The 12,457-nt window shown below is 43.0% G+C and carries 12 protein-coding genes; 11 read left to right on the top strand and 1 reads right to left on the bottom strand.

The genetic code is table 11. From position 1 onward, the window contains the following. Positions 1–50 precede the first annotated feature (50 nt). The 5 genes from N7U62_RS13970 to N7U62_RS13950 all read left to right on the top strand — a co-directional run bounded on the left by N7U62_RS13970 (position 51) and on the right by N7U62_RS13950 (position 4,510). On the top strand, positions 51–1,262 hold the full coding sequence (locus N7U62_RS13970) for a DUF418 domain-containing protein (RefSeq protein WP_264138603.1): 1,212 nt from the start codon (positions 51–53) through the stop codon (positions 1,260–1,262). Positions 1,263–1,303: 41 nt separating this feature from the next. Next, positions 1,304–1,930 carry a peptide deformylase gene (gene def / locus N7U62_RS13965; protein ID WP_264138602.1) on the top strand — a complete coding sequence of 209 codons (627 nt, stop codon included), beginning with the start codon at positions 1,304–1,306 and terminating at the stop codon, positions 1,928–1,930. 114 nt (positions 1,931–2,044) lie between these two features. Continuing rightward, the gene (locus N7U62_RS13960; RefSeq protein WP_264138601.1) at positions 2,045–3,070 is read left to right on the top strand and encodes a serine hydrolase domain-containing protein; all 1,026 of its coding nucleotides are present in this window, start codon (positions 2,045–2,047) and stop codon (positions 3,068–3,070) included. 82 nt (positions 3,071–3,152) lie between these two features. Then, on the top strand, positions 3,153–3,653 hold the full coding sequence (locus tag N7U62_RS13955) for a YciI family protein (RefSeq protein WP_264138600.1): 501 nt from the start codon (positions 3,153–3,155) through the stop codon (positions 3,651–3,653). Between the two features lie 113 nt (positions 3,654–3,766). Further along, the gene (locus N7U62_RS13950; protein WP_264138599.1) at positions 3,767–4,510 is read left to right on the top strand and encodes a DUF5995 family protein; all 744 of its coding nucleotides are present in this window, start codon (positions 3,767–3,769) and stop codon (positions 4,508–4,510) included. On the opposite strand, the gene N7U62_RS13945 is transcribed toward N7U62_RS13950, so the two are convergent. Beyond that, positions 4,507–4,890, bottom strand: a complete 384-nt coding sequence (locus N7U62_RS13945; protein ID WP_264138598.1) for a hypothetical protein — start codon at positions 4,888–4,890, stop codon at positions 4,507–4,509. The genes N7U62_RS13950 and N7U62_RS13945 overlap by 4 nt on opposite strands. Positions 4,891–5,091: 201 nt before the next feature. Between N7U62_RS13945 and N7U62_RS13940 the strand changes: the two genes are divergently transcribed. The 6 genes from N7U62_RS13940 to N7U62_RS13915 all read left to right on the top strand — a co-directional run bounded on the left by N7U62_RS13940 (position 5,092) and on the right by N7U62_RS13915 (position 12,454). Continuing rightward, the gene (locus N7U62_RS13940; RefSeq protein WP_264138597.1) at positions 5,092–6,507 is read left to right on the top strand and encodes an SDR family oxidoreductase; all 1,416 of its coding nucleotides are present in this window, start codon (positions 5,092–5,094) and stop codon (positions 6,505–6,507) included. A gap of 136 nt (positions 6,508–6,643) precedes the next feature. Then, positions 6,644–8,401 carry a fasciclin domain-containing protein gene (locus tag N7U62_RS13935; RefSeq protein WP_264138596.1) on the top strand — a complete coding sequence of 586 codons (1,758 nt, stop codon included), beginning with the start codon at positions 6,644–6,646 and terminating at the stop codon, positions 8,399–8,401. A gap of 148 nt (positions 8,402–8,549) precedes the next feature. After that, positions 8,550–10,235: a gamma-glutamyltransferase gene (gene ggt / locus N7U62_RS13930; RefSeq protein WP_264138595.1), complete on the top strand. Its 1,686-nt coding sequence runs from the start codon at positions 8,550–8,552 to the stop codon at positions 10,233–10,235. 91 nt (positions 10,236–10,326) lie between these two features. Then, positions 10,327–10,860 (top strand): NADPH-dependent FMN reductase, encoded by a 534-nt coding sequence (locus tag N7U62_RS13925; protein ID WP_264138594.1) that lies wholly within the window; start codon positions 10,327–10,329, stop codon positions 10,858–10,860. Between the two features lie 145 nt (positions 10,861–11,005). Then, entirely contained in the window at positions 11,006–11,374 is a 369-nt protein-coding gene (locus N7U62_RS13920) for a hypothetical protein (protein WP_264138593.1), read from the top strand. A 6-nt stretch (positions 11,375–11,380) separates the two neighbouring features. Then, positions 11,381–12,454, top strand: a complete 1,074-nt coding sequence (locus N7U62_RS13915; RefSeq protein WP_264138592.1) for a glycosyl hydrolase 53 family protein — start codon at positions 11,381–11,383, stop codon at positions 12,452–12,454. The last annotated feature ends 3 nt before the right edge of the window (positions 12,455–12,457 follow it).

The raw sequence follows: 12,457 nt of genomic DNA, 5'->3' as shown, positions 1-12,457 counted from the left end.
ATAAGGATGGGCTTTTCTATACTTTAGTTTAGGAAATTCAAATACACAACATGAAAGCCCAATCCAGAATTGTAATCATCGATGCCCTGAGAGGTTTGGCACTATTAGGGATTATCATTATCCATTGCATAGAACACTTCGAAATATTCAAACCTTCTGATCCTAATAGCCCTTTCGTTTTAGGTATTGATGCAGATGTTTTTGAGTCGGTCCTTTTCATGGTGGGAGGAAAGGCCTATTCCATTTTTGCCATTCTATTTGGCTACAGTTTTTTCATTCAGATGAACAATAAGGCCGAACAGGGGAAGGATTTTCGATTCACTTTTTTGTGGAGAATGATCGTACTGTTCGTGATCGGGTTTTTACATTCTATCTTTTACAGAGGAGATATCCTACATATTTATGCGCTTGCAGGTATTCCCTTTATATTAAGCTATTCATTGTCCAACCGAACCCTGCTTGTTATTGCGGGATTGTTGCTTGTGCAAGTTCCTTTACTTTATTTGGCTTATCAGGCATTTACAAATCCTGATTTCGTATATGCCCCTTACTATGGAGATGGATATTTTCCTGAAGGCGAAGAAATATATACCACGGGATCAATGTGGGAGGTTTTTGAATTCAACCTTTACAAAGCTCGAGTCGTGGTGTGGACATGGACTTACCATACAGGGCGATTGGTTCAGCTCTTTGGGCTGTTTATCATAGGTCTGGTCATTGCCAGAAAAGGATACCTCACCAACCTCACCGCCAATAGATATCGCGTAGCTTTTGTAGGCTATTTCTGTCTGATTCTGATGCTCTTGGTGAAGCTTTATATCTCGGGAATCGAAAGTTTTGACTGGACGGAAGACCAAAAAACCTTGATGACTATGGCTTCTCAAACCTACTTCAATTTGTTTTACACCCTGACGATTTGCTCAGGCTTCATTCTTTTGTATATCTATGGTAAGGATAAGGTGAAGCTTTTTGATTACATGGCAGCATATGGCAGGATGAGTTTGACTAACTATATGTCGCAGGCTATTTTAGGTGTGATCTTATTTTTTCAGTTTGGTTTTGGTCTTTGGGATGATCTGGGGGCTACCTGGAGTTTGGTTTTAGCGATCGTTTTGTTCGTTACCCAGACTATGATCAGTGTTCATTGGCTCAGGGCATATCGATACGGTCCTATGGAGTGGCTCTGGCGTGCTCTCACCTATTGGGATTTCAATCTGCCGAACAAAAAAGAAAGGACTCGAGTTCAGGAAGTTTTGGTTTGAAAAAGGAAGTGACTAAGATTGTTAGCTCAATCTTTATTCATATGAATTCATATCGCCATTTATTCTCTTTGGTTCTTTTGTTTGCAGTGGGCTGTGCCAGCTCCAAAATGTCAAAAGTATCGCAGTTTTCGGATCAGCAAAGTCAAATGATCCTATCAGGAACAGCGGAAGATCCTATGCGAGTCTTCAAAATAACCGATCGATCGGATTCTCTATTGCTACGTACGCCTAGTGTTTCGGTAGAGGTAGATACTAGCGATGCGGTTTTCATGCATTTCGTTGACCGTCTCTATGCGACTGTTACGGACAGTATGTCGCTGGGAGTGGGCATTGCAGCCCCTCAGGTTGGGATACTCAAAGACATCATTTGGGTGCAGCGTCTAGACAAAGAGGATTTACCTTTTGAAGTTTATTTCAATCCTGAGATTACCTTTTATTCAGAGCAAAAGCAAGACTGCCGTGAGGGCTGTTTGTCTATCCCCAATCGAAGAGACACTACTAAAACCAGAGCTTATCGAATAGAAGTCGAATATGATAAAATAGATCAGAAACACTACAAAGAATCGGTGGAGGGGTTTACTGCAGTTATTTTTCAGCATGAAATAGACCATCTGGATGGCATATTGTATCTGGATCATTTGGAGCAGGAAGTAAAGGATGCGGAGTAGGTTGGCAACCATTCGTTACATTGCGTCATTCTTAGGCATATGAGACGATTCGCCTTCCTGTCCTTATTATTTTTATCATGTAGCTCCCATATTCTGGCTCAATATCAAATGCCAATGGCTGATTTGGATTGGGGGACTCGAGATTTGTCCGTCGATAGTGCTGTGAACCTACCACGGCTCAATCACCTTCTGCAGCAGTTAGATGCAGATGAACATCAGCTGCATAGTATGCTTTGGGTACAAGGGGATACCCTGGTGCTCGAGGAATATTACAATGATTATGCCCTTGATTCATTGCAAGACATGCGTTCCGCGACCAAAAGCATCCGGTCACTTCTCCTGGGAATTGCACTGGATCAGGGCTGGATTGAGGATGTCGAAGACCCATTTTTGAAATATCTGCCAGGTCATGAAGTGCAGAAAAACATAGATCCCAGAAAGCAACAAATCAGAATTGTGGATCTAATGACCATGAGCAGTGGGTTGGATTGCAATGACTGGGATCGTAGATCAAAAGGACAAGAAGATAAGGCCTACCGAAAACCTGCTGATCAGTGGGTTCAATTGGCATTGGACTTGCCGCAGATCAATGATCCGGGAGATACGGCCATGTATTGTTCTTTGGGTGCCATTCTTTTAGCCAGGGTAATCGAAGAGTCCTCCGGGTTGACCATAGATCAGGTAGCAGAGCGCTTTCTGTTTGCCCCGATGGGCATCACTCATTATCGGTGGGGCCATACTTCCAGTCAAAGAGAAATCCCCACTGCAGCCAAAAGACTCTATATGAGACCAAGGGACATGGCAAAGATCGGATGGATGGTGATGCATGACGGTGTTTGGCAGGGGCAAAGGATCGTGTCAGAGGATTGGATCAAGGAATCCACAACGGCTCATGTTAGATTGACCGGTCTCGAATATGGTTACTTCTGGTGGAGGATACCCCTCAAGGTGGGTGAGAGCGAGCGATATGTTCAGTCCATATTAGCCACGGGCAATGGCGGTCAATACATCATAATGATTCCGGAAATTGATGCTTTGTTTGTTTTTACAGGAGGGGCCTACAATTCTGAAAAGGACAAAGTTCCTTTCGTTCTGCTTCAAAGATTGCTGATCCCAATGGCGCAAGCCTGTGTTGAATGATCACAGCGCCTATACTCAATTAGAGCAGGGATGTTAAATGCGTTTAGGCGATTTCTTCTTATTTTAGATCAAAACCCTAAACATGAGACATCAGCTATTCCTTTCAATTATTGTGATTCATATCTTCTGTTTTCCCTTTCTCTCCTGTGAGCAGAAGGAGTCAAATACCCGTTCTCTATCCTCAGAAATAGCTCAGGCAGACAGTGATTCACTCATCAGAGTCAAGTATGGAGCGGACGAGTATGGGATGAAAAAATATGTAATGGCTTTTCTGAAAAAAGGCCCCAATCGGAACTTGGATTCAGTGGAAAGTGCCAATCTGCAGCGAGCTCACCTCAACAACATCCGTCGTATGGCGGAAGCTGGTCAGTTGGTTTTGGCAGGTCCATTTATTGGCGATGGCGAGCTCCGAGGCATTTATTTGTTCGATGTGCAAAGCATAGCAGAGGCAGACTCACTGACCCGAACGGACCCGGCCATCAAAGCAGGAAGTCTGGTCATGGAACTCAGAGAGTGGTATGGCTCGGCAGTATTGACTACAGTAAATCAGGAACACCGAAGACTGTTTCCCAACTCTCCCTAAAAAAAGCTTCTAACTTGTAAGCGGATAAATTGTCTTGAGTCAAGTAATTGTCTATAATTGAGTTGCGGCAAATTCAAGATCAATTATTTGTATCATTTCTGAAAACCTAACAGATGCAATCAATTGATGAAGTCCTGGCTAAGTTCAAGTATATCGTGGATGGATGTCAGGAAGACAATGACAAGCTGGGTTATTTTCCAGCACTTTATATGGGGGTAACGGCCCGGATCAAAGAAGAAATCAGTAGAAACAGCTTTGAAGACTCCAAAAGAATGGAGCGATTCGTGATCAGTTTTGCGAATATGTACTTTGAAGCCTATCACGCCTATCTAGGCAAGGATCCTCACCATAGCCTATCCTGGCGCAGCACCTTTCAATATGTAGATACCTTTTGGCCTATTGTTTTTCAGCATTTGTTAGCTGGGATGAATACCCATATCAATCTAGATCTGGGAGTGGCCACTGCCAAAATCGATGTAGATAATATAGATGATTTTAAAAATGACTTCAATCGAATCAATGAGATCCTATCTCGTCATGTAGAAAAGGTACAAGAGGATTTGGCTGAAATATGGCCAGGTCTGAGGTTTCTATTGAGACTAGCAGGTCGAGCCGATGATTACCTGATCGATTTCAGTATGAAAAAGGCCCGTGATGGAGCCTGGAAATTTGCCAAAGAACTGCATGCTACTCCTGAAGATCAGCAAGAGGCCTTTATAAAGACAAGAGACGAGAAGGTGAGCAAAAATCTCAAGATCATATCCAAACCGGGCTTCTTTGTTAGTTTCTTATTTATGATTATTCGCGTTTTCGAACGAGGGTCTCGAGCGGATAAAATTGCTCGATTGAGGGATTAACCCGCTACATTGGGTGAGTCTTCGTTTACTAAATATTCCTTGGCTTTTTCCAGATCGTTAGAAAAAAACATTTTCCTGTCAATAGTAGAAACAATGAGTCTTTGCCAGGCAGTGAGACCGATGGTGGCTGCTTTGATTTGGAAGCCCAATCCGGCAAGTTTGGCATAAAAGGCCTTTGCTTTGTTTTTACTCTCGATGTTGAGCCGTGTGTTCGCCACGTTGGAGATATATCGAAGCGTTTTCTCCTCCTGCTTTATCGCTAATTCAAAGGCCAAGTCCATGATCCAGGGGTGCTCATCTGCTCGCAAACCGCTAAAATCAAAGTAATATATTTTTTTGCCCTTGTGTGTTAAAAGATGGATTCGCTTAGAATATTCCATTGTAGCAAGATTGAATGGATCAAAAGATAAGAATAGAATTCTAAAATATCTATTTAGTACTTAGCGTATTTTGGAGCTTATGAGAAATGTTCCTTTTTAAATGAGATTAATTCAATCGCTTGAGTGCTTTGCAACCTCAATGGGATAAATTGAGTACTACCCATCAGCTAATGGGAGTATTTGGTTGATAATATTCTCTATATGAAAATTCTACTCACCGGAGCTACCGGTTACATTGGCAAACGTTTGATTCCTAACCTCCTCAAGGCTGGACATGATCTGGTCTGTTGTGTGAGGGACACAAAGCGATTTGCCCATCATGAAACCTTTGGGCAAAGTCTGGACATCATCGAGGTAGATTTCCTCAAAGAGGAGACGCTTCAAAACATTCCGGAGGACATAGATGCGGCCTACTACCTGATTCACTCTATGTCTGCTGCTAGCAATTATCAGGAAATGGAGTTGAAATCGGCTCGGCTTTTTCGTGAGCAGATGGATCGAGTCAATGTAAAGCAGGTGATCTACCTCAGTGGCATTGTCAATAAGGATGAGCTGTCCAAGCATCTAAGTTCCAGAAAGGCAGTTGAGACGGAACTGAAGAAAGGCCATTTTCATTTGACCACACTCAGGGCAGGTATCATCATCGGTTCGGGGAGTGCCTCTTTCGAAATCATCAGAGATCTGGTCGAGAAACTGCCAGTGATGATTGCACCCAAATGGCTTAATACCAGATGTCAACCGATTGGAGTTCGCGATGTGCTTTATTTTCTTATTAAGGTATTGGAGGACAAAAGGTGCTTTGATCAGCATTTTGATATAGGAGGTCCCGAAATCCTTACCTACAAAGAAATGCTGCTTGGGTTTGCCAGAGTGAGAAAATTGAAACGCTACGTTTTTACTGTTCCAGTGATGACTCCCAGACTCTCCTCATACTGGTTGTATTTTGTCACGAGTACTTCTTATAAACTCGCTAGTGCGCTGGTCAGCAGCATGAAAATAGAGGTAATCTGCCAAGATCAGCAGTTGAATGAAATCTTTGATTATCAACCGGAGACTTATGAGAAAGCGTTAGAGCGTTCCTTTCAGAGAATTGTCAATCACGATGTGGTGTCCAGCTGGAAAGATACCTGGGCCAGTGGGCAATTGAATTACCAAATCGCTGATTACATGGATGTCCCGATTTATGGCTGCTTCAAAGACTGTAGAGTCAAGGAAATTAACGACCGTGAAAGAACACTTCAGAAAATCTGGGCTTTAGGAGGGGATACTGGTTGGTATGCCTTTGATGGTCTATGGAAATTGAGAGGGTTCATGGATAAGATGTTTGGAGGGGTAGGCTTGAGAAGAGGAAGAACAAATCCCGATTCTATCTCTGCAGGGGATGTCATTGATTTTTGGCGGGTACTGATTGCAGATCGAGATAGTGGTCGTTTGCTGCTATATGCAGAAATGAAATTGCCAGGTGAGGCCTGGCTAGAGTTTAGAATCAGAAACAACCAGTTGTATCAGACTGCTACTTTTAGACCGACTGGATTGTTGGGTCGCTTATATTGGTATTCGGTCATCCCATTCCATGGGCTGGTTTTTCGGGGCATGATCAACCATATCTGTCAATAATATCAAAATTTATTTTTTGCTTCAAATTACCTTCTAAGGCCTTTTTTCTTATTTAAGTTTAATTAAAAGTAAAAATAGTTAAACAAATAAATGTAAGTACACGTATCTGTTTAATGTATAATAAAAAATATTAAACATGAAGAAGACAGTTTACCTATTACTCCCATTTATTGCAGCTTCCCTTTTCTTGGCAAGCTGTTCAGAAGATGATAACGGTGGATCAGACATGATGCCTACCGCTGATATTGTAGGTGTAGCACAAGCCAATGGCTACACATCTCTCGCTGCAGCACTTACAGCTGCAGATTTAGTCGATGACCTCCAGGGTGATGGACCTTTTACTGTATTTGCACCCACTGATGCGGCTTTTGCGACATTATTATCAGATCTTGGTGTAAGTGGTTTGGATGAAATAGCACAGGAAGATCTTATCGAAATCCTAACCTATCATGTAGTGGCAGCTGAGGTATATTCGAAAGATATCGCTGCAGGAGACGTAACTACACTGAATGGTTCGGCAGTAACGCTCGCGGTGGACGGTGGTATCACTGTAAATGGTGTTGCGGTTGAGTCACCTTATGATGTTCCAGCTACTAATGGAGTTATTCATACCATCGGTACTGTTTTGGTACCAGAAGGATTCGAATTATCACCAACAAAAGATATTGTTGAAACTGCGGTAGATGCTGGTTTCAATTCCTTGGCGGCAGCCTTAGGAAAAGCCGATTTAATAGCTGCACTTCAGGGTGATGGTCCTTTCACAGTATTCGCTCCTACGGATGAGGCTTTTGCGGCCCTATTGGAAACTATCGGACAGGAAAGCATAGAAGATGTGCCAGCATCAGTTCTAGCGGAAATCTTGAAATACCATGTAGTAGCGGCAGAGGTTTACGCAGCTGATGTGACAGCAGGTGATGTAGCTACCTTAGAAGGTACAAATATTACTTTGGCAACAGAAGGTGGTGTTACCGTAAATGGCGCAAATGTGACTGCTACAGATGTGGCTGCCACTAATGGTGTGATTCACGTAATTGATGAAGTGTTGGTGCCAGAATCAGTAATGATGTTTGTGAACACGGTACTGGAGCCAGCTTATTTCAGCGAAGATTTTACTACTTTAATTGAAGCAGCGGTAAAAGCAGATGTGGTTGGAACCATTCTGGCTGCAGATGCTCTTACCATATTCGCACCGACCAACACGGCCTTTGCTGACGCAGGTGTAGTGGTGGCTGATTTGGATGCTGCGACCCTTGCAACCGTGCTTAAGTATCATGTAGTAGGAGCCAAAGTTTTGAGCTCAGGAATTCCATCGGATGCATCTACACTTGAAGGAAGCAGTATTTATTTCTCGCTAACCGATGGAGGCAACTTTATCAATGGCTCAACAGAAATAACGGCTGTGGATATCGAATCTGGTACAGGCGTGGTACACGTGATTGACAATGTGTTGATGCCCCCAGTAGGAGATGTAGTGGCTTTGGCTCAAGACCTGAGCGACAAAATGGACGGAGAATTCTCCTCTCTGATAGCCGCTTTGACTGCTGCTGATTTAGTCACAACATTACAAGGAGATGGTCCTTTCACCGTATTTGCTCCAACCAATGCAGCCTTCCAGGAGCTATTGGATAGCAATGCGGATTGGACAGAATTGTCAGATATTCCTGTCGAAACCTTGACTACAGTGTTGACTTATCACGTAGTACCTGCTAGAGCCTACAGTGTAGATTTGGCTGGTGCTGTAGATGCTAACAATGGCATAGCAACAGTAGAAGGATCAAGTTTAACTTTTGATCTATCAGCACTGACAATAGATGGTACTGCCAACATCACAGGGGTCAATTATCACGCTTCTAATGGTGTGATCCACGTGATTGACGAAGTAGTATTGCCATAAAAGAAAAGTAAACAGCATTAGTTTGAATGTTAGAACCGGGAAGATTCGTTTTCCCGGTTTTTTTGTTTGCTCAATTCCATGAAAAAACTTTGACCCAACAATTACATTTTGCTTTTATTAAATTAGCCTTTCACCCAAAAATCATATCATGAAACAATTTTATCTACTCACTTTTACTTTTTTGTTCTCCATTCAACTTTGGGCTCAGGACAGAATCGCGAGTAACAGCACCGCATCCAGATCCGAGGTACTGGCCAAAAATGGTATGGTAGCTACCAGTCATCCTTTGGCGACACAGATCGGTTTAGACATCCTCAAATCAGGGGGGAACGCCATAGACGCGGCAATTGCAGCCAATGCAGCTTTGGGACTCATGGAGCCTACGGGGTCTGGCATTGGGGGCGACTTGTTTGCCATTATCTGGAGTGCTAAGGATCAAAAACTCTATGGATTGAACGCTAGTGGTCGATCTTCTCAAAACATCAGTCTTGATTACTTCAAAGAAAGAGGCATGGATAAGATTCCTGCATTTGGTCCATTGCCTGTTACTGTGCCTGGTTGTGTAGATGGCTGGTTCGAAATGCATAAAAAGTTTGGATCCAAGTCGATGAAGGAGATTTTGTTTCCGGCAATCAAATATGCCCGAGAGGGAGTTCCGGTTCCTGAATTGATTGGCTTCTATCTGAATCTGTCGGCTAAAAGATTCAAGGACTATCCCAATTTTGCAGATACCTACATGCCCAATGGAGAGCCTTTGAAAAAGGGGGATGTATTTGCCAATCCATATCTGGCGGATACTTATGAAAAGTTGGCCAAGAAAGGCCGAGATGGATTCTACAAAGGAGAAATGGCTCAGATCATGGCTGATTTTCTACAGGAGCAAGGGGGAGTGATGAGTGTGGAGGATTTTGCTGCGCATAGCTCCGAGTGGGTAGAGCCTGTATCGACCAATTACAGAGGGTATGATGTTTGGGAGTTGCCTCCAAACGGCCAGGGCATCGCGGCTTTGCAAATCTTGAATATCATGGAGGGCTATGATGTGGCCGCTATGGGCTTTGGCAGTGGTGAATACATGCACCATTTTGTGGAAGCCAAAAAGTTGGCATTCGAGGATAGAGCAAAATATTATGCTGACATGAACTTTGTCGATGTTCCGGTTGAAGAGTTGATCTCAAAAGAGTATGCGGCCGAAAGGAGAAAGCTGATTAATGAAAGAGCAGCGAGAACTTACGACGCAGGCAAGTTGGAACAAGGAAATACTATCTATATGACCACAGCAGATAAGGATGGGAATATGGTGTCGTTGATTCAGAGTAACTACCGAGGCATGGGATCCGGTATGGTGCCGCCTAAGTTGGGTTTTATGTTTCAAGATCGTGGCGAACTTTTTTCTCTCGAAGAAGGTCATAGCAATGTGATCGAACCGGGCAAGAGACCTTTCCATACGATCATCCCATCTTTCATCACCAAGGATGGTAAACCGTGGATCAGTTTTGGTCTCATGGGAGGGGCTATGCAACCACAGGGGCATGCTCAGATAGTGATCAATTTGATTGATTTTGGTATGAATCTACAGGAGGCCGGTGATGCTCCGCGAATTCATCATACCGGATCCACAGAACCGACCGGTGGAAAGATGACCGACGGTGGAGAAGTGAACCTGGAGTCTGGTTTTGAATACGACGAGATCAAAAAACTTTTACTCAGAAGACATAAGATAAGCTACAGTCTGGGAGTCTATGGAGGCTATCAGGCCATCATGTATGATGCAGAAAAGGGAATTTACTATGGTGCTTCTGAGTCTCGCAAGGATGGTCAGGCTGCTGGATATTGATTTTTTTCTTCTTTAGTTCAACCTTTGTCAATACTTACCGTTACTACTAATACAACAATATTTGTTGTAACATATTTAAATCAAAATTACGATGAAGAAAATAGTAGCATTCGGGGCGAGTAATAGTTCTAAATCGATCAACAGGCGATTCGTTAGCTGGGCAGGCAAGCAAGTGCCAGAAGCCGAACTTACGGTATTGGACTTGAATGACTATGAAATGCCCATATTTAGTCAGGACAGAGAAAAAGCAACCGGAATCCCTTCTGAAGCGATCAAATTCAAAGATGATTTTAGAGATGCCGATGGCCTGATGATTTCTTTCGCCGAACATAATGGGAATTATACTGCTGCTTTTAAAAATATTTTTGACTGGGCCTCACGAGTAGAGCCAAAGACCTGGTTGGAGAAACCTATGTTTTTGATGGCGACTTCCGATGGTGCTAGAGGAGCACAGACTGTATTGAAGATTGCTACAACAGAATTCCCTTTTAGAGGTGGAGAGGTGACTTCCAGTTTTTCTCTCCCTCATTTTTCGGATAAGTTTGATGACGAGGAAGGAATTAAAGACGATGAACTAAAGGCGGCTTTTGATAAAGAGCTGAAAAAATTTATAGGTACCATTTGATGAAAAGCCACTTCGAAATCTGAAGTGGCTTTTTTAATTCATGTCTTGACCATTAGGCTTGGTAAATTGTTCTTTTATATCCATCTGTAATTCATTATATTTAATTATCTGATCCTTTCAGGACCAATCACTTAAATGCAAAAAGATGGATTTTAAATCCCCCAATCTGGATATCTACAGCAGCCCTGATTTAGGAATGCATGTGCTCTACTTTAAGTTCAAGGGAAAATTTTCCGAATCCGCTAGTGTGGATGGAACTCGCGCCTGGAGCGAAGAAATGGAGAGTTCGAATAACAATTACACTTTTATTTGGGACTGTACTGATATGTCGGGTTTCGATCCGTCTGCCCGCAGTGAATGGTATAAATCTATGAAAATGTACAAGTCACGAATTTCTGAGGTGACGATCATTTCTAACAATATCCTTATTCGAGGGGCAGCTCGTGTCATGATGGAACTTTTCGGTATCAAAGCCAATATCGTTCGTTCGATAGAAGATTTTCATGTTCAGTGATAATCTATGCGTAGTATTTTTTATTTACTAAGCCTTGTTCTGATTCTTTGCTCCTGTCAGGATGACGAAAGTTCAGATCACAAACAGGAAACCAATCGCCCTTACAAGATGGGATTTAGTACCTGGTCATTCGGGCCAGAGCTCGCTGATTTAGAAGCCACCTATCAATTCATCTCTTCGAATGCCGACATCTATTCAGAGCAGGTCGACAATAAAATTCCATGGAATGCCTATATAGATAACCAACCCCCTCCAGAGCCTTTGGTGACGGACATCAATGCTCGAGTGGCTCGGCGATTGGCCAATCATAATTTGATGCTATCTGTGAGTTTGCTCAATTTGGACCGGACGGGTTTGCTGGAGGGTTTTGATGGGACGACACCTTATGTCGCTACCATGGATGATCCTTTAATTATTAAGGCTTATTCGGATCATTTGCTCTACCTTCTAGATCTTTTGCAGCCCGACTATTTGGTGATGGCCATGGAGGTGAACGAGCTGATGATCCACGACCCAATGCTATGGACGGAATACTTATCATTGATGAAAGCAGTTCGTGCTAACATAAAGGCGAAGTATCCAAATCTGAAGACGTCCGAATCTGTAACCCTTCACAATTGGTATGGCAAGGATGCTGCGATTGATGAGGCGATTACCAATTTTGTCAATCAACAGGACTTTGCGGCCATTAGCTTTTATCCGTTTTTTGTCGGTTTACATACTGCAGCAGATTTTCAAAGAGCCTTTGATTTCTTGCATGAAAGAGTGACTGTGCCGATTGCCTTTGTTGAAACCAATCATCTGGCAGAGGATCTAGTGATCCCAAACCTATCGGTAGATATTAGTTCTAATGAGACTGAACAAGCCAATTATTTAACCTCCCTTCTTCAAAATGCCGAAGAGCACAGCTATCCTTTCGTGATTTGGTGGGGGCATAGAGACTATGATGCGCTATGGGAGACTTTTCCTGAGGAGGTCAAGGATGTAGGGCAGATTTGGCGTGATACCGGATTGCTCGATGAGAATGGAAACGAAAGACCTGCCTATCAAGTGTGGGTAGAAGCTTTAGACTTTGAGTAAATT

The sequence above is a fragment of the Reichenbachiella ulvae genome (assembly GCF_025833875.1).
GTDB lineage: Bacteria > Bacteroidota > Bacteroidia > Cytophagales > Cyclobacteriaceae > Reichenbachiella > Reichenbachiella ulvae.
Note: the sequence above shows the minus strand (reverse complement) of the source record. Positions and strands in the feature narration are given on the sequence as shown.

Coding starts and splice junctions, on each gene's coding strand:
- N7U62_RS13925 (WP_264138594.1), top strand. CDS start 10,327: ATGAAGAAAATAGTAGCATTCGGGGCGAGTAATAGTTCTAAATCGATC.
- N7U62_RS13960 (WP_264138601.1), top strand. CDS start 2,045: ATGGCTGATTTGGATTGGGGGACTCGAGATTTGTCCGTCGATAGTGCT.
- N7U62_RS13955 (WP_264138600.1), top strand. CDS start 3,153: ATGAGACATCAGCTATTCCTTTCAATTATTGTGATTCATATCTTCTGT.
- N7U62_RS13950 (WP_264138599.1), top strand. CDS start 3,767: ATGCAATCAATTGATGAAGTCCTGGCTAAGTTCAAGTATATCGTGGAT.
- N7U62_RS13940 (WP_264138597.1), top strand. CDS start 5,092: ATGAAAATTCTACTCACCGGAGCTACCGGTTACATTGGCAAACGTTTG.
- N7U62_RS13970 (WP_264138603.1), top strand. CDS start 51: ATGAAAGCCCAATCCAGAATTGTAATCATCGATGCCCTGAGAGGTTTG.
- N7U62_RS13935 (WP_264138596.1), top strand. CDS start 6,644: ATGAAGAAGACAGTTTACCTATTACTCCCATTTATTGCAGCTTCCCTT.
- ggt (WP_264138595.1), top strand. CDS start 8,550: ATGAAACAATTTTATCTACTCACTTTTACTTTTTTGTTCTCCATTCAA.
- N7U62_RS13945 (WP_264138598.1), bottom strand. CDS start 4,890: ATGGAATATTCTAAGCGAATCCATCTTTTAACACACAAGGGCAAAAAA.
- N7U62_RS13915 (WP_264138592.1), top strand. CDS start 11,381: ATGCGTAGTATTTTTTATTTACTAAGCCTTGTTCTGATTCTTTGCTCC.
- def (WP_264138602.1), top strand. CDS start 1,304: ATGAATTCATATCGCCATTTATTCTCTTTGGTTCTTTTGTTTGCAGTG.
- N7U62_RS13920 (WP_264138593.1), top strand. CDS start 11,006: ATGGATTTTAAATCCCCCAATCTGGATATCTACAGCAGCCCTGATTTA.